The organism is Streptomyces sp. S.PNR 29 (assembly GCF_030386795.1).
Taxonomy (GTDB): Bacteria; Actinomycetota; Actinomycetes; order Streptomycetales; family Streptomycetaceae; genus Streptomyces.
Map to the genome: position 1 here is coordinate 178,386 of NZ_JANUQM010000014.1, position 25,938 is coordinate 204,323.

Sequence of the window (25,938 nt, forward strand, 5' to 3'; positions counted from 1 at the left end):
CAGCGGCGTGCACCTCAAGGCCCTGACCCTCCGAGGGTTCAAGTCGTTCGCCTCGGCGACCACGCTCCGGTTCGAACCGGGGATCACGTGCGTCGTCGGACCGAACGGCTCGGGCAAGTCCAACGTCGTGGACGCGCTCAGCTGGGTCATGGGTGAGCAGGGTGCCAAGTCGCTGCGCGGCGGCAAGATGGAGGACGTCATCTTCGCCGGCACCACCGGCCGCCCGCCGCTGGGCCGGGCCGAGGTGTCCCTGACCATCGACAACTCCGACGGGGCCCTGCCCATCGAGTACTCCGAGGTCACCATCACGCGGATCATGTTCCGCAACGGCGGCAGCGAATACCAGATCAACGGCGACACCTGCCGCCTCCTCGACATCCAGGAGCTGCTCTCCGACTCCGGCATCGGCCGCGAGATGCACGTCATCGTCGGCCAGGGCCAGCTCGACTCCGTGCTGCACGCCGACCCCATGGGCCGCCGCGCCTTCATCGAGGAGGCCGCCGGAGTCCTCAAGCACCGCAAGCGCAAGGAGAAGGCGCTGCGGAAGCTGGACGCCATGCAGGCCAACCTCGCGCGCGTGCAGGACCTGACGGACGAGCTGCGCAGGCAGCTCAAGCCCCTCGGCCGCCAGGCGGCGGTGGCGCGACGGGCCGCCGTCATCCAGGCCGACCTCCGGGACGCGCGCCTGAGACTCCTCGCCGACGACCTCGTACGGCTCCGGGAGGCGCTCCAGGCCGAGATCGCCGACGAGGCAGCCCTGAAGGAGCGCAAGGAAGCCGCCGAGCAGGAGCTGAAGAAGGCGCTCCAGCGCGAGGCCCTCCTGGAGGACGAGGTACGGCAGCTCACCCCGCGCCTCCAGCGCGCCCAGCAGACCTGGTACGAACTGTCCCAGCTGGCCGAGCGGGTGCGCGGCACGATCTCGCTGGCCGACGCGCGTGTGAAGAGCGCCACCTCGGCCCCGGTGGAGGAGCGGCGCGGCCGTGACCCCGAGGACCTGGAGCGGGAGGCCGCCCGCATCCGCGAGCAGGAGGCCGAACTCGAAGCGGCCCTGGAGGCTGCCGAGCGCGCCCTGGAGGACACCGTCGCCCACCGCGCCGAACTGGAGCGTGAGTTGGCGCAGGAGGAGCGGCGGCTGAAGGACGCGGCCCGCGCCATCGCCGACCGCCGCGAGGGCCTGGCCCGGTTGAAGGGGCAGGTGGGCGCGGCCCGTTCGCGCGCCGCCGCGGCCCAGGCCGAGATCGAGCGGCTGGCCGCCGCCCGCGACGAGGCCCAGGAACGGGCCGTCGCCGCCCAGGAGGAGTACGAGGCGCTCCAGGCCGAGGTCGACGGCCTCGACGCCGGCGACCAGGAACTCGCCGAACAGCACGAGGCGGCGAAGCGGCAGCTCGCGGAGGCGGAGGCCGCCCTCACGGCCGCGCGGGAGGCGGCCACCGCGGTCGAGCGCAAGCGCGCCGCGACCCAGGCCCGCCACGAAACCCTGGCGATGGGCCTGCGCCGCAAGGACGGCACGGGCGCGCTGCTGACGGCGAAGGAGCGTCTCTCCGGCCTGCTGGGCCCGGCCGCCGAGCTGCTGACCGTGACGCACGGATACGAGGTCCCCCTCGCCGCCGCCTTCGGCGCCGCCGCGGACGCCGTCGCCGTCACGACCCCCTCCGCCGCCGCCGACGCGATCCGCCTGTTGCGCAAGCAGGACGCGGGACGGGCGGCGCTGTTGCTCGCCGGGGCGCCCGAGGACACGCACACGGACGCGGGGACGGCCGCCGGTGCCGTGACCGCGCACTCCCCGCGCACCGGCGCCGCCACGGCCACCGCACCCACCGGCCCCGGGAACGGCCCGGGTGTGAAAGCACCCGACGCGTCCGAGGAACCGCACCCCGCCGGGCACCCCTTCGCCGCCGACCTCGTCCGAGGTCCCTCCGATCTCATGCCCGCCGTACGGCGCCTGCTGCGCGGGATCGTCGTCGTCAACACCCTGGAGGACGCCGAGGACCTCGTGTACACGCGGCCCGACCTCACCGCCGTCACCGCCGAAGGCGACCTGCTGGGCGCCCACTTCGCGCAGGGCGGCTCCGCCGGGGCACCGAGCCTCCTGGAGGTGCAGGCGTCCGTGGACGAGGCCGCCGCCGAGCTGGAGGAACTCGCCGTGCGGTGCGAGGAACTCACGGCGGAGCAGAGCACGGCGGCCGAGCGGCGTACGGAGTGTGCCGCGCTCGTGGAGGAGTTGGGGGAGCGGCGCCGGGCCGCCGACCGGGAGAAGTCGTCCGTCGCCCAGCAGCTCGGGCGGCTCGCCGGGCAGGCGCGGGGCGCCGCCGGTGAGGCAGAACGCTCCGCCGCCGCGGCGACGCGGGCCCAGGAGGCGCTCGACACCGCCCTGGCCGAGGTCGAGGAACTCGCCGAACGGCTCGCCGTCGCCGAGGAGATGCCGATCGAGGAGGAGCCCGACACATCGGTGCGGGACCGTCTCGCCGCCGACGGGGCCAACGCCCGCCAGACCGAGATGGAGGCCCGCCTCCAGGTCCGTACGCACGAGGAGCGGGTCAAGGGGCTGGCCGGGCGGGCCGACTCCCTCGACCGTGCCGCCCGCGCGGAACGGGAGGCACGCGCGCGTGCCGAGCAGCGGCGCGCCCGGCTGCGCCACGAGGCGGCCGTCGCCGAGGCCGTGGCCTCCGGTGCCCGGCAACTGCTCGCGCACGTCGAGGTGTCCCTCGCCCGCGCCGAGCAGGAGCGCACCGCGGCCGAGGCGGCCAAGGCCCGCCGCGAGCAGGAACTGGCCCGGGCGCGGGCCGAGGGACGCGACCTCAAGGCCGAACTCGACAAGTTGACGGATTCGGTCCACCGCGGTGAGGTACTCGGCGCCGAGAAACGGCTGCGGATCGAGCAGCTGGAGACAAAGGCGCTGGAGGAACTCGGTGTCGAACCGGCGGGGCTCATGGCCGAGTACGGCCCGCACCAGATGGTGCCGCCCTCGCCCCCCGCCGAGGGGGAGGAACTCCCCGAGGATCCGGAGCACCCGCGCAACCAGCCGAAGCCTTTCGTCCGCGCCGAGCAGGAGAAGCGGCTGAAGGCGGCCGAACGCGCGTACCAGCAGCTCGGCAAGGTCAACCCGCTCGCCCTGGAGGAGTTCGCGGCGCTGGAGGAGCGTCACAAGTTCCTCAGCGAGCAACTGGAGGACCTGAAGAAGACCCGCGCCGACCTGCTCCAGGTCGTCAAGGAGGTCGACGAGCGCGTCGAGCAGGTCTTCACCGAGGCCTACCGGGACACCGCCCGCGAGTTCGAGGGCGTGTTCAGCCGGCTGTTCCCGGGTGGCGAGGGACGGCTGGTCCTGACCGATCCCGACAACATGCTCACCACGGGCGTGGACGTCGAGGCCCGGCCGCCGGGCAAGAAGGTCAAGCGGCTCTCCCTGCTCTCCGGCGGTGAGCGCTCACTGACCGCCGTGGCCATGCTCGTGTCGATCTTCAAGGCGCGGCCCAGCCCGTTCTACGTCATGGACGAGGTCGAGGCGGCGCTCGACGACACCAACCTGCAGCGGCTGATCCGGATCATGCAGGAGCTGCAGGAGACCTCGCAGCTGATCGTGATCACGCACCAGAAGCGCACGATGGAGGTCGCCGACGCGCTGTATGGCGTGTCCATGCAGGGCGACGGTGTGTCGAAGGTCATCTCCCAGCGCCTCCGCTAGTGCGTGTGGTCTACACCGGTCTCGACCTGCGTCTCTGAGAAGCATCTTCAAAAATCTTCAACTCTTGAACACAAGGCCGTTACGGGTAGCTGAAAGTTCACAGCACGCGGCCTATTGACTTCGAAACTTGAAGGCATAGTCTCTGCAACGTTGCTTTTACCTTCAGGTACCTTCAGGTGGACCTCGAAGGGCTGACCCCATCCGGCAGCGTTGCCGGTGGCCCGAGGAGTACACGTGACCAGCACAGCGCAGGCACCCAAGTCAGGAGCCAGGACGGCTCACCCCGATCATCTCGGGCACGTCATCTTCATCGCGGCGGCGGCCGCGATGGGCGGCTTCCTCTTCGGCTACGACAGTTCCGTGATCAACGGTGCCGTCGAGGCGATCCGGGACCGCTACGACATCGGCTCCGCGGCGCTGGCCCAGGTCATCGCCATCGCACTGATCGGCTGCGCCGTCGGCGCCGCGACCGCCGGCCGCATAGCCGACCGCATAGGCCGCATCCGGTGCATGCAGATCGCCGCGGCCCTCTTCACGGTCAGCGCCGTCGGCTCGGCCCTGCCCTTCTCGCTGTACGACCTCGCCTTCTGGCGCGTCGTCGGCGGCTTCGCCATCGGCATGGCCTCCGTGATCGGCCCCGCCTACATCGCCGAGGTCGCCCCGCCCGCCTACCGCGGCCGCCTCGGCTCCTTCCAGCAGGCCGCGATCGTCGTCGGCATCGCGGTGTCGCAGCTGGTCAACTGGGGTCTGCTGAACGCCGCCGACGGCGACCAGCGCGGCACCCTGATGGGCCTTGAGGCCTGGCAGCTCATGCTCGGCGTCATGGTCGTCCCGGCCGTCCTCTACGGCCTGCTCTCCTTCGCGATCCCCGAGTCCCCCCGCTTCCTGATCTCCGTCGGCAAGCAGGAGCGCGCCCGCGAGATCCTCGCCGAGGTCGAGGGCAAGGACGTCGACCTGGACGCCCGTGTCGCCGAGATCGAGTCCGCGATGCGGCGCGAGGAGAAGTCCAGCTTCAAGGACCTGCTCGGCGGCAGCTTCTTCTTCAAGCCGATCGTCTGGATCGGCATCGGCCTGTCGGTCTTCCAGCAGTTCGTCGGCATCAACGTCGCGTTCTACTACTCCTCGACGCTGTGGCAGTCGGTCGGCGTCGACCCGACGGACTCGTTCTTCTACTCCTTCACGACGTCGATCATCAACATCGTCGGCACCGTGATCGCGATGATCTTCGTGGACCGCATCGGCCGCAAGCCGCTCGCGATCATCGGCTCGGTCGGCATGGTCGTCGGCCTGGCGCTGGAGGCCTGGGCGTTCTCCTACGACCTCGTCGGCGGCAAGCTGCCGGCCACCCAGGGCTGGGTCGCCCTGATCGCCGCCCACATCTTCGTCCTCTTCTTCGCCCTGTCCTGGGGCGTGGTCGTCTGGGTCATGCTCGGCGAGATGTTCCCGAACAAGATCCGCGCCGCGGCCCTGGGCGTGGCCGCCTCCGCGCAGTGGATCGCCAACTGGGCCATCACCGCGAGCTTCCCGTCGCTGTCCGACTGGAACCTCTCCGCGACCTACGTCATCTACACGGTCTTCGCGGCGCTCTCCATCCCCTTCGTCCTGAAGTTCGTGACGGAGACGAAGGGCAAGGCGCTGGAGGAGATGGGCTGATCCGCAGCCCGGCCCCACAGCTCGGGGAGGAGGGCCAAGTCCCCGCTGCCCCTCTCCCCGTCACCACGCCGCCGCCCCGCCCCGGCCACTGCCCGGGCCGGGGCGGCGGTGTCGTACGACCCGATGCCGCAGCGAGGCCCCGATGCCCGGCGCGTCACCCCTCCAGCCGGGGCAGCACCCCCTCCGTGAACAGCCGCAGACTCCGCCACCCCTCCGCCACCGGCATCCCGCCCGACAGCGGATGCAGCACATAGGAGTCGTGCCCCAGCGCCACGCACTCGTCCGGGGTGAGGATCCGGTACACGCCCTCGGTGCGCAGCTCGTCCACGGTCGTGGCCGCCGACCTCACCGCCGACCGGATGCCTCCCGACTGCCACGAGGCGTACGTCCGGGCCTCGTGCAGGAAGTGCTCGCCGTACTCGGCCCAGGCCCGGTCCGGGTCCTCGGCGATGTGCAGCAGCGGCGTCCGTACCGCGGGCATCATGGTCCAGCCCTCGGTGCCGTACTCGGCGAGCCGCTCCTTGTAGTAGGTCTCCAGCTCCGGCAGGTGCGCGCTGGGGAAGAAGGGCAGGCCGAGACGGGCGGCCCGGCGGGCGGCGGGCTTGGAGGAGCCGCCGACCAGGAGCAGGGGGTGCGGCTCGGTGAACGGGCGAGGCGTGACCCGTACCGTGCGGCCCCGGTACGCGAACGGCTCGCCCGTCCAGGCCTTGAGCAGCGTCTCCAGCAGCTCGTCCTGGAGCCTGCCGCGCAGCTGCCACTCCACACCGAACTGGGCGTACTCCTCGCGCCGGTACCCGATCCCGGCGACCGTCACCAGCCGACCCCCGCTCAGCAGGTCCAGCACCGCGATGTCCTCGGCCAGCCGCAGCGGATCGTGCAGCGGGCCGATGACCGCCGAGACCGTCACCGAGATCCGGCGGGTCGCCCCGAAGACCGCGCCCGCGAAGGCGAACGGCGACGGCAGCCAGTTGTTGCCGGCCCCGTGGTGTTCCTCGGTCTGGACGGTGGTGAGGCCGTGCTCGTCGGCGTACGCGGCCATCTCCAGAGCCGCCCGGTAGCGCGCGCCGAGCGCGGCGGGGGTGGCGCCGGGTGCGACGAGGTTGAAACGTACGACCGTGACGGGCATGGGAACGCCCCTTTCGCCGGGCGGGTGGCAGGGGACATTAGCTGACGGTACGTCAGATATCCAGACCGTGCCCTTCTGCCCTTTGGAGGAAGCAACGAGGTGCCTCAGGGGTCCATGGCTGATACTGGACGGGTTATGGACATCGTCATCCTTGCTGTAGTCATCGCCGTGGTCGTGCTCGGCGCGCTCGGCGGGCTCGTCATCGGCAGCCGCCGGAAGAAGTCGCCGCCTCCGCCGCCACCCGCCGCGCCCGACATCACCGCCCCCCCGGCCGAGCCGCATGTCGGCGACGAGGCCGAGACACCGCGCGAGGAACCTCGCCGGACGATAGAGGAGGTGGACCTTCCGGGTGGCCCGGGCGGCGTGACCGTCGAGGAGCCGCCCTCCGTCGAAGAGCTCGTGGCCCCTCCGATCGAGGTCCCCGAGCCCACCGCCGGCCGCCTGGTCCGGCTCCGTGCCCGCCTGTCCCGCTCGCAGAACGCCCTCGGCAAGGGCCTGCTCACCCTGCTGTCGCGCGAGCACCTCGACGAGGAGACCTGGGAGGAGATCGAGGACACGCTGCTCACCGCCGACGTCGGCGTACAGCCCACCCAGGAACTGGTGGAGCAGCTGCGCGAGCGTGTGAAGGTGCTCGGCACCCGCACGCCGGACGAGCTGCGCGGCCTGCTCCGCGAGGAGCTGATCAAGCTGGTCGGCCCCGACCTGGACCGCACGGTCAGGACCGAGCCCGAGACGAGCAAGCCCGGCATCGTGATGGTCGTCGGCGTCAACGGCACCGGCAAGACCACCACCACCGGCAAGCTCGCCCGGGTGCTGGTGGCCGACGGCCGCAGTGTCGTCCTCGGTGCCGCCGACACCTTCCGCGCCGCCGCCGCCGACCAGCTGCAGACCTGGGGCGAGCGGGTCGGTGCCCATACCGTGCGCGGCCCGGAGGGCGGTGACCCGGCCTCCGTCGCCTTCGACGCGGTCAAGGAGGGCAAGGAGATCGGCGCCGACGTCGTCCTCATCGACACCGCCGGGCGCCTGCACACCAAGACCGGGCTCATGGACGAGCTCGGCAAGGTCAAGCGCGTGGTCGAGAAGCATGCCCCGCTGGACGAGGTGCTGCTCGTGCTCGACGCCACCACGGGCCAGAACGGCCTGGTCCAGGCCCGTGTCTTCGCCGAGGTCGTCGACATCACGGGCATCGTGCTCACCAAGCTGGACGGCACGGCCAAGGGCGGCATCGTGGTCGCCGTGCAGCGCGAGCTGGGCGTGCCGGTCAAGCTGGTCGGTCTCGGCGAGGGAGCCGACGACCTGGCGCCGTTCGAGCCGGAGGCGTTCGTTGACGCCCTTATCGGGGAGTGAGCACCTCCGAACGTCCGCATGCCGCGGACAAGCGCCCGCCCCCCGAGGCAACGGGGGACGGGCGCTTCGCTGTGTGCGTCTCTCTGTCCGTTCTTCGTCCGCTCTACGCCCGCGACCGGTGTGCCAGGTACGCCAGCGTCCCCAGCAGTAACCGGGCCGCCGGTGGCTTCGTCGCCGAGTCCAGGGCGGGCGGGCGCAGCCAGCGCACCGGGCCGAGACCGCCGCGGTCGGAGGGCGGGGCCGTGATGTACGTACCCGGGCCGAGGCCGTGCAGGTCGAGGGCCGAGGGATCGTCCCAGCCCATGCGGTAGAGCAGCTCGGGCAGGCCGGCCGCGGCGCCGGGCGCGACGAAGAAGTGGACGCGGCCCTGAGGGGTCACGGTGACCGGACCGAGGGGGAGGCCCATGCGCTCCAGCCGGGTCAGGGCGCGTCGCCCGGCCGGCTCGGCCACCTCGATCACGTCGAAGGTCCGCCCGACCGGCAGCATCACCGAGGCGCCCGGGACCTCTCCCCAGGCCTCGGTCACCTGGTCCAGCGTCGCCCCCGCGGGGATCCGGGACGCGAAGCCGAGCGGATGAGCACCCGGCGCCCGGCAGTCGCGGCGGCCGCAGGAGCAGGCGCCCGCGGCGGCCCGCGCCCCCGGGACCACGTCCCACCCCCACAGTCCGGTGAACTCGGCCACGGCGGTGCACTCCGACGAGCGGCCGCGGCGGCGCGAGCCGGACCGGATGTCGCGGATCCCCCGGCTGCTGCCGATCGTGAAGCCCATGCCCCCTCCAACGGGTCCGACGCATCGCTGGTTACGCAGCGGACGCGGAGCGTGACTCTCTGTTCAGGTTCCTCTGTTTCCGCATCCCCGGAACCGAGCGGTCTAGACGGCGCCTTGCAGCGCTCGGGGTGGCATGTTCGGCGACGCGCGCCCCTGGATGCATCGCTTCGCCCGCCCCGGCCGTCCTGTGTCAAGTCAATCGCGCGAAGGCGATCGCGAGTTCATTCGAAGGGGTGGCGAATGGTGGCGTTTCCGGGTCAGCCGTGGCAGGGCGGGTGATCGTAGGATTACTGTGTGTGCACGAGTCCTGGGGGCACATGCACGTGTGGGTATGCCGGAGGCAAGTCGGCTTTCCGTTCGAAGGGTGGCAATCACCGGACGGGCGCCGCTGAACGGCGGCATTCTGATAGGGCTTGGCGCACTCAGCGACAAGTGGTCTCAGGGATGGGGGCGTTCCAGTGAGCGGCAACGGCGATGGCGGGACGAGCGCTGGACACGTGACGCACACTGACAAGCGACCCAACGAACTGCTCACGTCCTGGTTCGTGCGCAGCGGCTGGTCCAAGGGCGAGCTCGCCCGGCAGGTCAACCGCCGGGCACGCCAGCTGGGCGCCAACCACATCTCCACGGACACCTCACGCGTGCGTCGCTGGCTCGACGGCGAGAACCCGCGCGAGCCGATCCCCAGGATCCTGTCCGAACTGTTCTCGGAACGCTTCGGCGTCGTCGTCTCCATCGAGGACCTGGGCCTGCGCACCGCACGCCAGTCCCCGTCCACGACCGGCGTCGACCTGCCCTGGACGGGCCCGCAGACCGTGGCCCTGCTCAGCGAGTTCTCGCGCAGCGACCTGATGCTGGCGCGGCGCGGCTTCCTCGGAACCTCGCTGGCCCTCTCCGCGGGCCCGTCCCTCATCGAGCCCATGCAGCGCTGGCTCGTGCCCTCGCCCCCGGCCCCACGACCGGAACCGGATCCCGCACCGGCCACGCGCGCGCGTGGCCGCCTCTCCAAACCGGAGCTGGACCTCCTGGAGTCCACCACCGTGATGTTCCGGCAGTGGGACGCCCAGTGCGGCGGCGGCCTGCGCCGCAAGGCGGTCGTCGGCCAGCTGCACGAGGTGACCGACCTCCTCCAGGAGCCCCAGCCCGAGGCGACCACCAGGAAGCTGTTCAAGGTCGCCGCCGAGCTCGCCGAGCTGGCCGGCTGGATGTCGTACGACATCGGGCTGCAGCCCACCGCGCAGAAGTACTTCGTCCTCGCGCTGCACGCCGCCAAGGAGGCGGGCGACCGGCCGCTCGGCTCGTACATCCTCTCCAGCATGAGCCGCCAGATGATCCACCTCGGGCGGCCCGACGACGCCCTGGAACTGATCCACCTCGCGCAGTACGGCAGCCGCGACTGCGCGAGCCCGCGCACCCAGTCCATGCTGTATGCGATGGAGGCCCGCGCCTACGCCAACATGGGCCAGCCCGGCAAGTGCAAACGGGCGGTGCGGATGGCCGAGGACACCTTCGCCGAGGCCGACGAGTGGGACGAGCCGGACCCCGACTGGATCCGCTTCTTCTCCGAGGCCGAGCTGTACGGCGAGAACTCCCACTCCTTCCGCGACCTCGCCTATGTCGCCGGCCGCAGCCCCACGTACGCCTCCCTGGCCGAGCCGCTGATGCGGCGCTCGGTGGAGCTGTTCGCCGAGGACGACGAGCACCAGCGGTCGTATGCGCTGAACCTGATCGGCATGGCCACCGTGCACCTGCTGCGACGCGAGCCCGAGGAGAGCACGGTTTTCGCCACGCGTGCCATGCAGGTCGCCAAGAAGGTCCGCTCCGAGCGCGTCAACACTCGTATTCGAAAGACGGTCGACACAGCCGTACGCGACTTCGGCGACCTCGCCGAGGTCATGGACCTCACCGACCGGCTCGCCGCAGAGCTGCCGGAGACCGCCGAGGCGGTCTGACCCCTTCAACCCCGGCCGTGGCCGGCCCTCCCGAACTGCCCGACTCGGCTCCCCCATGCCAGGTCATCGGAAGGCCGCCGCGGCCGGTCCGCGGCGCTCCAGGCGCCGCCACCGGTGAAGGTTGCGCCACGATAACGATCCGGCGGCCGGACATCTCGCAGTTCATCAACGCGTAACACACAAGGCGCCTTCGTCACGGCGGCGAAACAACGAGGGGCTTCGACCGAAACCGCGCTGCGCCAATCTCGTGGCGCATAACCGGCCCACCCCTCAATTCCGCTCAGGCTTCGCCCGCACGGGGCCGTACCACATGACGAGGAGACGCCGATGGCACCAGCCATCATGATGGCGGCAGACAAGGTAGAGCTGTCGCCCGCAAACACAGGTTTCATGCTCATCTGTTCCGCCCTGGTGATGCTCATGACCCCGGGCCTGGCCTTCTTCTACGGAGGCATGGTCCGCGTCAAGAGCACCCTGAACATGCTGATGATGAGCTTCATCAGCCTCGGGATCGTCACCATCCTGTGGACGTTGTACGGCTTCTCCCTCGCCTTCGGCACGGACTCCGGCCATGTCATCGGCTGGAACTCCGACTGGGTCGGCCTCAGCAACATCGGTCTGACCGAGCTCTGGGGCACGTACAACATCCCGATCTTCGTGTTCATGGTCTTCCAGCTCATGTTCGCGATCATCACGCCCGCCCTGATCAGCGGTGCTCTCGCCGACCGTGTGAAGTTCACGGCGTGGGCGCTGTTCGTCGCGCTGTGGGCCACGGTCGTGTACTTCCCCGTCGCCCACTGGGTGTGGGGTGAGGGCGGCTGGGCCTTCGACATGGGCGTGATCGACTTCGCCGGTGGTACGGCGGTTCACATCAACGCCGGTGCCGCGGCACTCGGTGTGATCCTGGTCATCGGCAAGCGCGTCGGCTTCAAGAAGGACCCGATGCGCCCGCACAGCCTGCCGCTGGTCATGCTCGGCGCGGGTCTGCTGTGGTTCGGCTGGTTCGGCTTCAACGCCGGCTCGTGGCTCGGCAACGACGACGGCGTCGGCGCCCTGATGTTCGTCAACACGCAGATCGCCACCGCCGCCGCCATGCTGGCCTGGCTCATCTACGAGAAGATCCGCCACGGCGCGTTCACCACGCTGGGCGCCGCCTCCGGCGCGGTCGCCGGTCTGGTCGCCATCACCCCGTCCGGTGGTGCGGTCTCCCCGCTCGGCGCGATCGCCGTCGGCGCCATCGCCGGTGTCCTGTGCGCCATGGCCGTCGGCCTGAAGTACAAGTTCGGCTACGACGACTCGCTCGACGTCGTCGGCGTCCACCTGGTCGGCGGTGTCGTCGGCTCCTTGCTGATCGGTCTCTTCGCCAGCGGCCACGGCCAGTCCACGGTCGAGGGCCTCTTCTACGGCGGCGGCCTGACCCAGTTCTGGAAGCAGTGCGCCGGTGTCTTCGCGGTCCTCGCCTACTCGCTGGTGGCCTCCGCGATCCTCGCCTTCCTCCTCGACAAGACCATCGGCATGCGGGTCACCGAGGACGAGGAGGTGGCCGGCATCGACCAGGCCGAGCACGCCGAGACCGCTTACGACTTCAGCGGCGCGGGCGGCGGTGTCGCCGGATCCGCTCCCGCCCCGGCCCTGGCCGCCGCTCAGAGCAAGAAGGTGGACGCATGAAGCTCATCACCGCCGTCGTCAAGCCGCACCGGCTCGACGAGATCAAGGAGGCCCTGCAGGCCTTCGGCGTACACGGCCTGACGGTCACCGAGGCCAGCGGCTACGGTCGGCAGAGGGGCCACACCGAGGTCTACCGCGGTGCCGAGTACACCGTCGACCTGGTCCCCAAGATCCGCATCGAGGTGCTGGTCGAGGACGACGACGCCGAACAGCTGATCGACGTCATCGTCAAGGCGGCCCGCACCGGCAAGATCGGTGACGGCAAGGTCTGGTCACTCCCGGTCGAGACGGCCGTGCGGGTGCGGACCGGCGAGCGCGGGCCGGACGCCCTCTAGGACCGCGCTGCAAGGCAGGGAAACAGAACAGGAGTCGCTGGGTGACGAGTACGGACGTGCAGAAAGAAGCAGAGGACTCGGGACCCAGCGGCTACGCGGCGGCCCGGCTGCGTCTCCTCACGGAGGGGGCGCAGTCCGGGCCGCCGCGCCGTGCGGCTCTCGCGGAACTCACGGACGAGTGGCTGGCCGGTCTGTTCAACGGGGCGGCCGAAGGGCTCAGGGGCGTCTCGCTGATCGCGGTCGGCGGGTACGGCCGCGGCGAACTGTCCCCGCGCAGCGACCTGGACCTCCTGCTGCTGCACGACGGCAGTGACACCAAGGCGGTCGCCTCCCTGGCCGACCGCCTCTGGTACCCCGTGTGGGACCTGGGCCTCGCCCTCGACCACTCCGTGCGGACACCGGCCGAGGCCCGTAAGACGGCCGGCGAGGACCTCAAGGTCCAGCTGGGCCTGCTGGACGCCCGCCACCTCGCGGGCGACCTCGGCCTCACGGCCGGCCTGCGCACCGCGGTCCTCGCCGACTGGCGCAACCAGGCGCCGAAGCGCCTGCCCGAACTCCAGGAGCTGTGCGCGGAACGCGCCGAGCGCCAGGGCGAGCTGCAGTACCTCCTGGAACCCGACCTCAAGGAGGCCCGCGGCGGCCTCCGCGACGCCACCGCCCTGCGCGCCGTAGCCGCCTCCTGGCTCGCCGACGCCCCACGCGAGGGCCTTGCCGACGCCCGACGCCGGCTGCTCGACGTACGGGACGCGCTGCACCTGACGACCGGGCGCGCGACCGACCGGCTCGCGCTCCAGGAGCAGGACCAGGTCGCGGCCGAGCTGGGCCTGCTGGACGCCGACACCTTGCTGCGGCAGGTGTACGAGTCGGCGCGGGTCATCTCGTACGCCAGTGATGTCACGTGGCGTGAAGTGGGGCGCGTGCTGCGGTCGCGCGCCGTGCGGCCGCGTCTGCGCGCCATGCTCGGTGGCGGCAAGCCGGTTGCCGAAAGGTCTCCTCTGGCGGAGGGCGTGGTCGAGCAGGACGGCGAGGTGGTGCTCGCCCGTGCCGCGCGCCCCGAGCGCGACCCCGTGCTCCCGCTGCGTGCCGCGGCCGCCGCCGCGCAGGCCGGGCTGCCGCTCTCCCTGCACGCCGTACGGCGCATGGCGGCCACCGTGCGCCCCCTGCCCACTCCGTGGCCCGCCGAGGCGCGTGAGCAACTGGTGACCCTGCTGGGCTCCGGCCGCCCCACCGTCGACGTCTGGGAGGCGCTGGAGGCCGAGGGGCTGATCACCCGTCTGCTGCCCGACTGGGAGCGGGTCCGCTGCCGCCCGCAGCGCAACGCCGTGCACGTATGGACCGTCGACCGGCACCTCATCGAGACCGCCGTCCGCGCCTCCGAGTTCACCCGCCGGGTCAGCCGCCCGGACCTCCTCCTGGTCGCCGCCCTGCTGCACGACATCGGCAAGGGCTGGCCCGGCGACCACTCCGTCGCCGGCGAGATCATCGCCAAGGACGTGGCCGCCCGCATCGGCTTCGACCGCGCGGACGTGGCCGTGCTGGCCGGCCTCGTACGCCACCATCTGCTGCTCATCGACACCGCCACCCGGCGTGATCTGGAGGATCCGGCCACCGTGCGGTCGGTCGCCGAGGCGGTCGGCTCGCAGACCACCCTGGAGCTGCTGCACGCCCTCACCGAGGCGGACGCCCTGGCCACCGGGCCGGCCGCCTGGTCGTCCTGGCGTGGCTCGCTCGTCGCCGAGCTGGTGAAGCGGGTCTCGGCGGTCCTCGCCGGGGACGCCCCGGAGGAACCCGAGCCCGCGGCGCCCACCGCCGAGCAGGAGCGGCTCGCCATCGAGGCGGTCGCCACGGGCGGCCCGGTGCTGTCGCTGCGCGCGCAGACCGAGCCGCCCGCCGGGGAGCCGTCCGGGGACCCGGAGCCGCTCGGCGTGGAGCTGCTGATCGCCGTCCCCGACCAGCCGGGCGTGCTGCCCGCGGTCGCCGGTGTCCTGGCCATGCACCGCCTGACCGTCCGCACGGCCGAGCTGCGGACCCTCGACCTGCCGGACGGCGTCGAGGGCTCCGTGCTGCTGCTGGACTGGCGGGTCGCCGCCGAGTACGGCTCCCTGCCCCAGGCCGCCCGGCTGCGCGCCGACCTCGTACGGGCCCTGGACGGGTCCCTGGACATCGCCGGCCGGCTCGCCGAGCGGGACGCCGCCTATCCCCGGCGCCGGGGCGTGGTCGCGCCTCCGCCGCGGGTGTCGGTCCACCCGGCCGCTTCCCGCCTCGCCACGGTGATCGAGGTGCGCGCCCAGGACGCTCCGGGACTGCTGTTCCGGATCGGGCGGGCGCTGGAGGACGCGAAGGTGCGGGTGCGCAGTGCGCATGTGTCGACGCTGGGCTCCAACGCGGTCGACGCTTTCTACGTGACCAGTCACAGGGGAGCCCCGCTGCCCGGGGAGGAGGCGGCCACCGTGGCGCGGAAGCTGGAAGAGACGCTGCGCGTGTGACCCGGTGGCCCTGCCGGGCGTTGACCGACCGTCCCCGCCCGCCGGATCCGGCGGGCAGGGACGATTGTCTTGCGGAGCCAGATACCCTGGAAGACGCTCACACTGCCCCCGACTCCGAGGACCGACGCCGCCGTGTTCGATACCCTCTCCGACCGCCTCAGCGCGACCTTCAAAAATCTCCGCGGCAAGGGCAGGTTGTCCGAGGCGGACATCGACGCCACGGCGCGTGAAATCCGCATCGCGCTCCTCGAAGCGGACGTGGCCCTGCCCGTCGTCCGGACGTTCATCAAGAACGTCAAGGAGCGCGCCCTCGGCGCCGAGGTCTCCCGGGCCCTGAACCCGGCCCAGCAGGTCCTCAAGATCGTCAACGAGGAACTGGTCACCATCCTCGGCGGCGAGACGCGGCGCCTGCGCTTCGCCAAGCAGCCGCCGACCGTGATCATGCTGGCCGGTCTGCAGGGTGCCGGTAAGACCACCCTCGCGGGCAAGCTCGGCCGGTGGCTCAAGGAGCAGGGCCACTCGCCCCTGCTCGTCGCCTGTGACCTCCAGCGCCCCAACGCCGTCAACCAGCTCAGCGTCGTCGCCGAGCGGGCCGGCGTCGCGGTCTACGCGCCGGAGCCGGGCAACGGCGTCGGCGACCCGGTCAAGGTCGCCAAGGACTCCATCGAGTTCGCCAAGGTCAAGGTCCACGACATCGTGATCGTGGACACCGCCGGCCGGCTCGGCATCGACCAGGAGATGATGCAGCAGGCCGCGGACATCCGGGACGCGGTCTCGCCGGACGAGATCCTCTTCGTCGTCGACGCGATGATCGGTCAGGACGCCGTCAACACCGCCGAGGCCTTCCGTGACGGCGTCGGCTTCGACGGCGTGGTCCTGTCCAAGCTCGACGGTGACGCCCGCGGTGGTGCGGCCCTGTCGATCCGCCAGATCACCGGCAAGCCGATCATGTTCGCGTCGAACGGTGAGAAGCTCGACGACTTCGACGCCTTCCACCCGGACCGGATGGCCTCCCGCATCCTCGACATGGGTGACCTGCTCACCCTGATCGAGCAGGCGGAGAAGACCTTCAGCCAGGCCGAGGCCGAGAAGATGGCCTCCAAGCTGGCGTCCAAGAAGGGCCAGGACTTCACCCTGGACGACTTCCTGGCCCAGATGGAGCAGGTCCGGAAGATGGGCTCCATCTCCAAGCTGCTCGGCATGCTCCCGGGCATGGGCCAGATGAAGGACCAGATCAACAACATCGACGAGCGGGACGTCGACCGCACGGCCGCCATCATCAAGTCGATGACCCCGGGCGAGCGCCAGGACCCGACGATCATCAACGGCTCCCGCCGTGCCCGTATCGCGCGCGGTTCCGGTGTCGAGGTCAGCGCGGTGAAGAACCTGGTCGAGCGGTTCTTCGAGGCCCGCAAGATGATGTCGCGCATGGCCCAGGGCGGTGGCATGCCGGGCATGCCGGGGATGCCGGGCATGGGCGGCGGCCCCGGCCGGCAGAAGAAGCAGCAGAAGAAGGCCAAGGGCAAGCAGCGCTCCGGCAACCCGATGAAGCGCAAGCAGCAGGAGCAGGAGGAGGCCGCCCGGCGCGCGGCCGCCGCGCAGGGCGGCGGCGCCTTCGGGCTTCCGCAGCAGGGCGGCAAGGACTTCGAACTGCCGGACGAGTTCAAGAAGTTCATGGGCTGACGGCCCGGCCTTCTGACGGGCCTGTACGTCACTGGGGGCGCCCCCCGCCGGAGGGACGCCCCCAGCCGCGTGTCCCTACGGCACGCGCGCGATGAGGTACCGGAACACGTTCGGCATCCACACCGTCCCGTCCGGGCGCTGGTACGGGTGCAGGGCTTCCGTCAGCTCCTTGTCGACCTGCGCCTGGTCCGTCGCGGTGATCGCCGCGTCGAACAGTCCCGTCGACTTCAGGCCGCGCACCGCGCTGTCGGTGTCGGCGTACCCGAAGGGGCACGCCACCCGGCCGGAACCGTCCGGCCTGAGGCCGACGCGCTGGGCGACATCCTCCAGGTCGTCGCGCAGGGCGAGGCGCCAGCTGCCCGTACTGCGCAGCGGATCGGCCAGCTTGGTGGCCACCCGCAGCACCGACGACGTGGCGCACCGTTCCGGCGGACCCCAGCCGGCCAGCACCACGGCCGCTCCCCGTGCGGCGAGCGGCACGGCCTCCGCCAGCAGCTCGCCCAGCCCCTCCGAGTCGCCCGCGAGGCACCCGATGGGCTCGAAGGCCGTCACCAGGGTGTACGCCGGTGTCTTGGGGGCGTCCGCGTCCCGGGGCGAGCCGTCGACGATCCGGGCCTCCGCACGCGCGCGCGTGCCCCACGCCTCGGGCAGCAGCCGCTCCCGCGCGAGGGCCAGGCGTTCCGGGAAGTACGAGTCGACACCGGTGACCGCGGCACCCCGCGTGGCGGCCATCAGCAGGGCGAGCCCGGAACCGCAGCCCAGGCCCAGCAGCCGCGCACCACGGCCCACTTCCAGTCGCTCGTAGACGGCCTCGTAGAGCGGCACGAGCATGCGCTCCTGAATCTCGGACCAGTCACGCGCGCGTGCACGCAGGTCCACCCGGGGGGCGGCACCCGCGTGAGGTAGGTGCTGCCGCACGAGCGTTGGTGTCATATGTAAGCGCCCCAATCCGACGAGAGTTGCCGCTGTGCCGTGATTCCGTGGCCCCCGTACAGTGCGCTCGCACTCCCCGTATGCCAGGAAACTCCGGGCTCGGCGTGGCGTCCAGTGGTAATGGGGGCCGGATTGCGGGATCCCCGCCCAAGTGACGAGATTTCACATTCCGGCAACCTGGGCCCGTACCATCGCGCCATGGCCAAGGCACCCGTTCTCACGCCGCAGGCGGACGACTTCCCGCGCTGGTACCAGGACCTGATCAACAAGGCCGAGCTGGCCGACAACGGGCCGGTGCGCGGCACCATGGTCATCCGGCCGTACGGGTACGGGCTGTGGGAGCGGATGCAGCAGGAGATGGACGCCCGCATCAAGGAGGCGGGCGCCTCGAACGCCTACTTCCCGCTGTTCATCCCGCAGGCCTACCTGACGAAGGAGGCCGAGCACGTCGAGGGCTTCGCCCCCGAGCTCGCCGTCGTCACGCACGGCGGCGGCAAGGAGCTGGAGGAGCCGGTCGTGGTCCGGCCCACCTCCGAGACGATCATCAACGACTACTTCTCCAAGTGGGTGCAGAGCTACCGCGACCTGCCGCTGCTGATCAACCAGTGGGCGAACGTGGTGCGCTGGGAGATGCGCCCGCGCGTGTTCCTGCGGACGACGGAGTTCCTCTGGCAGGAGGGCCACACCGCCCACGCCACCTACGAGGACGCCCGGGACTACGCCGCGTACATTCACAAGGAGGTGTACGCCGACTTCATGGTCGACGTCCTCGGCATCGACGTGGTGCTGGGCCGCAAGACCGCGAGCGAGCGCTTCGCCGGCGCCATCAACACCCTCACCCTGGAGGCGATGATGGGCGACGGCAAGGCCCTGCAGATGGGCACCAGCCATGAGCTGGGGCAGAACTTCGCCAAGGCCTTCCACACCCGGTACCTGTCGAAGGACGGCCGGCAGGAGTACGTCTGGCAGACCTCCTGGGGTTCCTCCACCCGCATGGTGGGGGGCCTGATCATGGCGCACGGCGACGACAGCGGATTGCGGGTGCCGCCGCGCCTGGCGCCGGTCCAGGCGGTCGTCCTCGCCGTCAAGGGCGACGACGCGGTTGTGGCCAAGGTCCGTGAGACCGGCGACCGGCTCAGGGCGGCGGGCGTCCGCGTCCAGGTCGACGACCGCACGGACACGCCGTTCGGGCGCCGAGCCGTCGACTGGGAGCTCAAGGGCGTGCCCGTGCGGGTCGAGGTCGGGCCCCGTGATCTGGAGAGCGGCACGGCGATGCTGGCGCGGCGCATCGCAGGAGGCAAGGAGCCGGTCCCCCTGGACTCCCTGGTGTCGCGGCTGCCGGAGATCCTCGACGAGGACCAGGCGCTGCTGCTGCGGCAGTCCCGCGAACGCCGCGAGTCCCGTACGTCGGACGTGTCGACCGTCGAGGAGGCCGTGGAGGCCGCCACCGCCGGCAACTGGGCGCGCATCCCCTGGGCGCTGCTCGGCGAGGAGGGCGAGGCCAGGCTGGCCGAGCAGGCGGTGACCGTACGGTGTCTGGTCGCCGAGGACGGGTCGGTGCCCGACGCCGACGACGCGCCCGGTAACGTCGCGGTCGTCGCGCGCGCTTACTGAGGTACGGACCTCGCGACGGAGCACGACCGAAACGCCTCTTGCGCACCTGCGGACGACAGGTGCCCCGGCGCGTGACACGGCGTACGGGCCGGTCAAGAGGGGCGGCCCGAAAGGGCCTCGGTTGAGGGTGGTGGCGGGAGACGGGTGGGCGTACATGACACTACGCACCACCTTGGTAGGAGCTGTGCGGCTTCTCCGCAGATCAGCGCACCCGCCCTCGTCGGGACGCATCAGCGGCAACTGACGGGTACGTGCAAATTATTTGGGATGCCCCGGAATCGGAACACAGCGGCACCCCGGCTCGTTGTCATTACGTGAGCACGACACAGACACCACCTGTTCTCGCCGCAGAGCTGGCGCAGGCGTGGGCCGACATTCAGCGGTACCACCCCGAGCTGCCCGATCTTGCCGCGCCAGAGTCCCTGATCGGGGAGTCGTCGTCCGCGTGCGGTCACGAGCTCTCCTTCGAACGACTGCTCCATGAGGCAGTCCATGGCATCGCCGCCGCGCGCGGCGTCCGCGACACCTCCCGTGCCGGCCGCTACCACAACCGCAGATTCCTCGCGATCGCCGAGGAGCTGGGCCTGGACCACCCCGAGGAACCGCACCCCAGCAGCGGCTTCTCGCTGGTCACGCTCACCCCCGAGGCGAAGCGCCGCTACCGCCCGACCATGGAGCGCCTGCAGCGCGCCCTGAAGGCGCACATGGCAGCCACGTCCGCCGACACCGCCAAGAGCTTCCGGGGCCCGGCGGCCCGTCACGGCTCCTCCGGGGGCGGTGTGCGGGTGAAAGCGGTCTGCGACTGCGGCCGCAATGTGCGCGTCGTTCCCTCGGTCCTGGCCCAGGCCCCGATCGTCTGCGGCGGCTGCGGCAAGCCGTTCCGCATCCCGGAGGTCGTGGGCGCGGGGGCGCGCTGACGCCCGTGCGGGCACCGGCATCTCGTGGCTGCCGGTCGAGTACGGGGCGCTCGGGTGCCGTCGGTGACGGCACCCCGTCGCGCCGGGCTGCGCACCCGACGCAGGTCACCTCCACGCCGGGTGCCGCTCGACCCTGCCCAGCGCACGCCCCCTCGGTCCGGAGCGACCCGCAGGGTATGGCACAATGGCTAGCTGTACTCGACAGCCGCACAGGACCCCTCTCTCCTCCGGCTGACGCGTCCATCGGGCACTCGGGTACCGCAACCCCACGCGGCCATCTCGCCGTGCCCAACCACGTCAAATCCAGGAGAACCCACTCCCGTGGCAGTCAAGATCAAGCTGAAGCGTCTGGGCAAGATCCGTTCGCCTCACTACCGCATCGTCGTCGCCGACTCCCGTACCCGCCGTGACGGCCGGGCCATCGAGGAGATCGGCAAGTACCACCCGACGTACAACCCGTCGGTGATGGAGGTCGACTCCGAGCGCGTGGCGTACTGGCTCTCCGTGGGCGCCCAGCCCACCGAGCCCGTGCTCGCCATCCTGAAGAAGACCGGCGACTGGCAGAAGTTCAAGGGCGAGCCCGCCCCGGCTCCGCTGCTGACGGCGGCCGAGAAGCCCGCGCGTCCGTCGTTCGAGGCTCTCGGTGGCGACGACGAGGGCAAGGGTGAGGCGATCACCCAGAAGAAGAAGGCTGAGAAGAAGGACGAGGCCGCCGCTGAGTCCTCTTCGTCTGAGTCGACCGAGGCCTGAGCATGCTCGAGGAGGCTCTCGAGCACCTCGTGAAGGGCATCGTCGACAACCCTGACGATGTGCAGGTCGCCTCGCGCAACCTGCGCCGCGGGCGTGTGCTCGAGGTCCGGGTCCACCCGGACGACCTCGGCAAGGTGATCGGCCGCAACGGCCGCACCGCACGCGCTCTGCGTACCGTCGTGGGCGCCATCGGCGGCCGCGGTGTCCGTGTCGACCTCGTCGACGTGGACCACGTTCGCTGACGCATCGCAGCACCGGCTCGGGCCGGGGAGGGCCGCAGGGCCGTCCCCGGCCCGACGTCGTACGGCCGGTCGTAAGACAGGAGATCTTCACAAGTGCAGCTGGTAGTCGCACGGATCGGCCGCGCCCACGGCATCAAGGGCGAGGTCACCGTCGAGGTACGTACCGACGAGCCCGAACTCAGGCTCGCCCCTGGCGCCGTCCTGGCCACCGACCCGGCCTCCATCGGACCGCTGACCATCGAGACCGGCCGTGTCCACAGCGGCCGCCTCCTGCTGCGCTTCGAAGGCGTGCGCGACCGCACCGCGGCCGAGGCGCTGCGCAACACCCTCCTGATCGCCGAGGTGGACCCGGACGAGCTGCCCGAGGAAGAGGACGAGTACTACGACCACCAGCTGATCGATCTGGACGTGGTCACCAAGGACGGCGTCGAGGTCGGCCGCATCACCGAGATCTCGCATCTGCCCTCCCAGGACCTCTTCATCGTCGAGCGGCCGGACGGCAGCGAGGTGTTCGTGCCGTTCGTGGCGGACATCGTCACCGAGATCGACCTGGAGGAGCAGCGGGCGGTCATCGACCCGCCGCCCGGACTCATCGACGACCGCGCCGAGATCGCCTCCTCCAGGGATGACAGCGCATGAGGCTCGACGTCGTCACGATCTTCCCCGAGTACCTGGAACCGCTGAACGTCTCCCTCGTCGGGAAGGCACGCGCGCGTGGACAGCTGAATGTGCACGTGCACGACCTGCGCTCCTGGACGTACGACCGGCACAACACCGTCGACGACACCCCGTACGGCGGCGGTCCCGGCATGGTCATGAAGACCGAGCCATGGGGAGACGCACTGGACTCCGTCCTGGCGGACGGCTACGAAACGGGCTCCCACGAGCCCGCTCTCATCGTCCCCACCCCCAGCGGTCGCCCGTTCACCCAGGAACTCGCCGTCGCGCTCTCCGAGCGCCCCTGGCTGATCTTCACGCCCGCCCGCTACGAGGGCATCGACCGCCGCGTCATCGACGAGTACGCGACCCGGATACCGGTGTACGAGGTCTCCATCGGCGACTACGTCCTCGCCGGCGGCGAGGCGGCCGTCCTCGTCGTCACCGAGGCCGTGGCACGGCTGCTGCCCGGTGTCCTGGGCAACGCCGAGTCCCACCGGGACGACTCCTTCGCCCCCGGGGCCATGGCCAACCTCCTGGAGGGGCCCGTCTACACCAAGCCGCCCGAGTGGCGCGGCCGCGGGATCCCGGAGGTGCTGCTCAGCGGCCACCACGGGAAGATCGCCCGCTGGCGGCGCGACGAGGCCCTCAGGCGTACGACGGCCCACCGGCCCGACCTCATCGAGAGCTGCGACCCCAAGGCCTTCGACAAGAAGGACCGCGAGATGCTCTCGATCCTGGGCTGGGAACCGGACCCGGAGGGGGAGCGGTACGGCCGATTTTGGCGCAGGACGGACGGCGTGGAAGAATAGGTCGCTGTTGTGCGTCCGTCCGGCGTGCGCCCCTGCCACAGGGGGAGACGACGTCCGTCCCGACCCGCACAACCCTGATCCGAACGCCTAGTTCCCGTTGATGACCTGTGGCATCAGCGAAGAAAGCAGACGAAATGTCTCACCTGCTCGACACCGTCGACGCCGCGTCGCTGCGCAGCGACGTCCCGGCCTTCCGCCCGGGTGACACCGTCAACGTCCATGTCCGCGTCATCGAGGGCAACCGCTCCCGTGTGCAGCAGTTCAAGGGTGTGGTGATTCGCCGACAGGGTTCCGGCGTCCGCGAGACCTTCACGGTCCGCAAGGTCTCCTTCTCCGTCGGCGTCGAGCGCACCTTCCCGGTGCACACCCCGATCGTCGAGAAGATCGAGCTCGTCACCAAGGGTGACGTCCGCCGTGCCAAGCTGTACTACCTGCGCGAGCTGCGCGGCAAGGCCGCGAAGATCAAGGAGAAGCGCGAGAACTGAGCGCTTCCGGGGGTTCTTCCTCGCCGGGTCCACAGGGGCGCCGGATAGCATCTGGCCCCGATGGACACCGAAGCACAGCCGACGGAACGCGACCGCTCCTCCCTCCCTTCCGAACCCGAGGACACCTCGGGCCCGGAGGGACCGGAGGGACGGTCGCGTTTCGCGTTGGTGGCGCGGATCACGGACTGGCTGCCGGGTGGGCGGATCTCCCTGAGTCTGCTGGTCTGCCTGCTGTTTTTGCTGATCCTCAACACGTTCGTGGTGAAACCATTCCAGATTCCCAGCGGATCCATGGAGAACGGATTGAGGATCGGTGACCGCGTTCTCGTAAATAGGTTGGCGTACCGTTTCGGAGCCGAGCCGCAGCGCGGTGACGTGGTTGTGTTCGACGGCACTGGGTATTTCGGGGACGCCGACTACATCAAACGCGTTGTCGGTGTGGGCGGAGACCACGTGGTCTGCTGTGACCAGGAGGGGAGGATCCAGGTGAACGGCCGGTCGGTCGACGAGTCGACCTTCCTGCACCCCGGCGACAGCCCGTCCACGGTGCGCTTCGACGTCGTCGTGCCCGACGGCACCCTGTTCGTCCTCGGCGATCACCGCAGCGACTCCAGCGACTCGCGCGACCATCTGGGCTCACCGGGCGGCGGCATGATCCCCGTCGCCGAGGTCATCGGCCGCGCCGACTGGATCGTATGGCCCCTCGGCCACGCCACCCGTCTGCACCGCCCCGACGCCTACGCGCGCGTGCCGGTACCGGAGGGCGCCCATGGGTAACCGCGGCAAACCGCGCGGCGTGCCCAGCAGTGCCGCGGACAACCTGCTGCCCACCGGTGCGCGGCGTGCCGCCGGTCCGGCCGGCGGTCGCACCCGTGCCGAGCGGCGCAAGCTCCAGCGCAAGGTCAAGAGACGTCGTCGGCGCAGTGCCGTCAAGGAGATCCCCCTCCTCGTCGGCGTCGCCGTCCTCATAGCCCTCGTGCTGAAGACGTTCCTCGTCCAGGCCTTCGTGATTCCGTCGGGCTCCATGGAGCAGACGATCCAGATCGGCGACCGGGTCCTGGTCGACAAGCTCACCCCCTGGTTCGGCTCCAAGCCTCAGCGCGGGGACGTCGTCGTGTTCAAGGACCCCGGCGGCTGGCTGCAGGACGAGCAGACCACCCAGAAGGACGATCCCGTGGTCGTCAAGCAGGTCAAGGAAGGGCTCACCTTCATCGGCCTGCTGCCGTCCGAGGACGAGCAGGACCTGATCAAGCGGGTCGTCGGCGTCGGCGGCGACCACGTGAAGTGCTGCGACGCACAGGGGCGGGTGACCGTCAACGGTGTCCCCCTGGACGAGGGGGCCTACCTGTACCCCGGCAACGCCCCGTCCGCCACGCCGTTCGACATCACCGTCCCCCAGGGCCGGCTGTGGGTGATGGGCGACCACCGGGCCAACTCCGCCGACTCCCGCGCGCATCAGGACACCGACTACGGCGGCACGGTCTCCGAGGACGAGGTGGTGGGACGGGCCATGGTGATCGCCTGGCCGTTCAACCACTGGACTACGCTGGAGGAGCCGAACACATACGCCTCCGTGTCCGACTCGGCCTCCGGGTCGACCGCTGCTCCCCGGCTGTCGCATAGGGTTGCCTCCGACGATCCGAACGGAACGATCCAGCTCCCGAGCCCTGCGGAACTCCCGCTCGTTATGGGAGTGGTGGGCCTGCGCCGGATCCGGGGCAGGCGGCGGCACAGAGTAAGGAGTTGGCGTGGGGGATGTTGCGGTTGGCGCACGATCCGGACACGACGGCGAGGAACACCGCGGACGCCCCGTGGAAGCGGCTGCCCCGGCCGCGGACAGCGCCGTGACCTCAGGGAGTGACTCCGGGGCAGCCGAGGGCGACAGGGTGAGCGAGCAGACCAGCACCGAAGGCCAGGGCCCGGGTGGCACGGCCCCCAAGACCAAGAAGCAGCGCTCCTTCTGGAAGGAGTTGCCGATCCTGATCGGCATCGCGCTGGTGCTCGCGCTGCTGATCAAGACGTTCCTGGTGCAGGCGTTCTCGATCCCCTCCGACTCCATGCAGAACACCCTCCAGCGGGGTGACCGCGTGCTGGTCGACAAGCTCACCCCCTGGTTCGGCTCCGAGCCCGAGCGCGGTGAGGTCGTCGTCTTCCACGACCCCGACAACTGGCTCGCGGGCGAGCCGACGACGGAGCCGAACGCGCTGCAGACCTTCCTCAGCTGGATCGGCCTGATGCCGTCCCCGTCGGAGAAGGACCTCATCAAGCGCGTCATCGGGGTCGGCGGCGACACCGTCGAGTGCAAGGGCACCGGCCCGCTGACGGTCAACGGCAAGGTGCTGAACGAGCCGTACGTGTTCCCGGGCAACACGCCGTGCACCGACGACGACCAGGGCGGCCGGTTCAAGGTGAAGGTGCCCGAGGGCTACATCTGGGTCATGGGCGACCACCGGCAGAACTCACGGGACTCCCGCTACAACCAGTCCGACCGGCACAAGGGCATGGTCCCGGTGAGCCAGGTCGTCGGACGGGCCATCGTCATCGCCTGGCCGATCACCCGCTGGGACACCCTGCCGGTTCCGGACACTTTCGACCAGAGCGGCCTGAACGACCAGTCGGCAGCGGCCGCCGCCCTGTCGGTCGCGCCCCAGGGCATCGCCCTGGCCGGTGTGGTGCCGGTGGCCCTGTGGCGCCGCAGGCGGATCGCCGCAGCCGAGACCCGCTGAGGCGGATGTACCGGGCGGGACGTTCCCGCCGCGGTGTCGGGCCTTGTGAAGCCCTTACGGAGGCTTGACCTCGGGTGCCCCGGAGGGGCTGACCGGGTCAG

At 70.8% G+C, this 25,938-nt stretch carries 21 protein-coding genes; 18 read left to right on the plus strand and 3 right to left on the minus strand.

Annotated features, from left to right (window positions below):
• Positions 1-7 precede the first annotated feature (7 nt).
• Together NW895_RS32450 and NW895_RS32455 are read left to right on the plus strand one after the other, a co-directional pair.
• A complete protein-coding gene (locus tag NW895_RS32450) occupies positions 8-3,682 on the plus strand; it encodes an AAA family ATPase (RefSeq protein ID WP_289940143.1) in 3,675 nt (1,224 codons plus the stop codon).
• 234 nt (positions 3,683-3,916) lie between these two features.
• Positions 3,917-5,335, plus strand: a complete 1,419-nt coding sequence (locus NW895_RS32455) for a sugar porter family MFS transporter (protein ID WP_289940144.1) — start codon at positions 3,917-3,919, stop codon at positions 5,333-5,335.
• 154 nt (positions 5,336-5,489) lie between these two features.
• Here the strand turns inward: NW895_RS32455 and NW895_RS32460 are convergent, their stop codons facing one another.
• A complete protein-coding gene (locus tag NW895_RS32460) occupies positions 5,490-6,461 on the minus strand; it encodes an LLM class flavin-dependent oxidoreductase (RefSeq protein ID WP_289940145.1) in 972 nt (323 codons plus the stop codon).
• A 135-nt stretch (positions 6,462-6,596) separates the two neighbouring features.
• Here NW895_RS32460 and ftsY point away from each other — a divergent pair, with 135 nt between their 5' ends.
• The gene (ftsY, locus tag NW895_RS32465; RefSeq protein ID WP_289940346.1) at positions 6,597-7,808 is read left to right on the plus strand and encodes a signal recognition particle-docking protein FtsY; all 1,212 of its coding nucleotides are present in this window, start codon (positions 6,597-6,599) and stop codon (positions 7,806-7,808) included.
• Between the two features lie 103 nt (positions 7,809-7,911).
• Here the strand turns inward: ftsY and NW895_RS32470 are convergent, their stop codons facing one another.
• On the minus strand, positions 7,912-8,577 hold the full coding sequence (locus tag NW895_RS32470) for a bifunctional DNA primase/polymerase (protein WP_289940146.1): 666 nt from the start codon (positions 8,575-8,577) through the stop codon (positions 7,912-7,914).
• Positions 8,578-9,035: 458 nt separating this feature from the next.
• On the opposite strand from NW895_RS32470, the gene NW895_RS32475 reads away from it, so the two are divergent.
• From NW895_RS32475 to ffh, 5 genes are all read left to right on the plus strand, one after another.
• On the plus strand, positions 9,036-10,529 hold the full coding sequence (locus NW895_RS32475) for a hypothetical protein (protein WP_289940147.1): 1,494 nt from the start codon (positions 9,036-9,038) through the stop codon (positions 10,527-10,529).
• A gap of 327 nt (positions 10,530-10,856) precedes the next feature.
• Positions 10,857-12,197: an ammonium transporter gene (locus NW895_RS32480; protein WP_289940148.1), complete on the plus strand. Its 1,341-nt coding sequence runs from the start codon at positions 10,857-10,859 to the stop codon at positions 12,195-12,197.
• Positions 12,194-12,532, plus strand: coding sequence for a P-II family nitrogen regulator (locus NW895_RS32485; RefSeq protein WP_289940149.1), 339 nt, complete (start codon positions 12,194-12,196; stop codon positions 12,530-12,532). The genes NW895_RS32480 and NW895_RS32485 overlap by 4 nt, the downstream gene beginning before the upstream one ends.
• A gap of 41 nt (positions 12,533-12,573) precedes the next feature.
• A complete protein-coding gene (locus NW895_RS32490) occupies positions 12,574-15,018 on the plus strand; it encodes a [protein-PII] uridylyltransferase (protein ID WP_289940150.1) in 2,445 nt (814 codons plus the stop codon).
• 132 nt (positions 15,019-15,150) lie between these two features.
• On the plus strand, positions 15,151-16,701 hold the full coding sequence (ffh, locus tag NW895_RS32495) for a signal recognition particle protein (RefSeq protein WP_289940151.1): 1,551 nt from the start codon (positions 15,151-15,153) through the stop codon (positions 16,699-16,701).
• 75 nt (positions 16,702-16,776) lie between these two features.
• Here ffh and NW895_RS32500 read toward each other — a convergent pair whose 3' ends face one another.
• On the minus strand, positions 16,777-17,634 hold the full coding sequence (locus NW895_RS32500; RefSeq protein ID WP_289940152.1) for an SAM-dependent methyltransferase: 858 nt from the start codon (positions 17,632-17,634) through the stop codon (positions 16,777-16,779).
• A gap of 198 nt (positions 17,635-17,832) precedes the next feature.
• On the opposite strand from NW895_RS32500, the gene proS reads away from it, so the two are divergent.
• The 10 genes from proS (at position 17,833) to lepB (NW895_RS32550) (ending at position 25,837) form a co-directional block, all read left to right on the plus strand.
• Entirely contained in the window at positions 17,833-19,248 is a 1,416-nt protein-coding gene (gene proS, locus NW895_RS32505) for a proline--tRNA ligase (protein ID WP_289940153.1), read from the plus strand.
• A 314-nt stretch (positions 19,249-19,562) separates the two neighbouring features.
• Positions 19,563-20,165, plus strand: a complete 603-nt coding sequence (locus tag NW895_RS32510) for a hypothetical protein (protein WP_289940154.1) — start codon at positions 19,563-19,565, stop codon at positions 20,163-20,165.
• Between the two features lie 321 nt (positions 20,166-20,486).
• Positions 20,487-20,915: a 30S ribosomal protein S16 gene (gene rpsP, locus NW895_RS32515; RefSeq protein WP_289940155.1), complete on the plus strand. Its 429-nt coding sequence runs from the start codon at positions 20,487-20,489 to the stop codon at positions 20,913-20,915.
• Between the two features lie 2 nt (positions 20,916-20,917).
• The gene (locus NW895_RS32520) at positions 20,918-21,157 is read left to right on the plus strand and encodes an RNA-binding protein (RefSeq protein WP_003973401.1); all 240 of its coding nucleotides are present in this window, start codon (positions 20,918-20,920) and stop codon (positions 21,155-21,157) included.
• 93 nt (positions 21,158-21,250) lie between these two features.
• The gene (gene rimM, locus NW895_RS32525) at positions 21,251-21,796 is read left to right on the plus strand and encodes a ribosome maturation factor RimM (protein ID WP_289940156.1); all 546 of its coding nucleotides are present in this window, start codon (positions 21,251-21,253) and stop codon (positions 21,794-21,796) included.
• Complete coding sequence (trmD, locus tag NW895_RS32530) at positions 21,793-22,626, plus strand: tRNA (guanosine(37)-N1)-methyltransferase TrmD (RefSeq protein ID WP_289940157.1); 834 nt, start codon at positions 21,793-21,795, stop codon at positions 22,624-22,626. The genes rimM and trmD overlap by 4 nt, the downstream gene beginning before the upstream one ends.
• Positions 22,627-22,760: 134 nt before the next feature.
• The gene (rplS, locus tag NW895_RS32535; RefSeq protein ID WP_289940158.1) at positions 22,761-23,111 is read left to right on the plus strand and encodes a 50S ribosomal protein L19; all 351 of its coding nucleotides are present in this window, start codon (positions 22,761-22,763) and stop codon (positions 23,109-23,111) included.
• A gap of 60 nt (positions 23,112-23,171) precedes the next feature.
• Positions 23,172-23,888 carry a signal peptidase I gene (gene lepB, locus NW895_RS32540; RefSeq protein ID WP_289940159.1) on the plus strand — a complete coding sequence of 239 codons (717 nt, stop codon included), beginning with the start codon at positions 23,172-23,174 and terminating at the stop codon, positions 23,886-23,888.
• Complete coding sequence (lepB, locus tag NW895_RS32545) at positions 23,881-24,972, plus strand: signal peptidase I (protein WP_289940160.1); 1,092 nt, start codon at positions 23,881-23,883, stop codon at positions 24,970-24,972. Before lepB (NW895_RS32540) ends, lepB (NW895_RS32545) begins: the two co-directional genes overlap by 8 nt.
• A complete protein-coding gene (gene lepB, locus NW895_RS32550; protein WP_289940161.1) occupies positions 24,860-25,837 on the plus strand; it encodes a signal peptidase I in 978 nt (325 codons plus the stop codon). Before lepB (NW895_RS32545) ends, lepB (NW895_RS32550) begins: the two co-directional genes overlap by 113 nt.
• Positions 25,838-25,938: the final 101 nt, after the last annotated feature.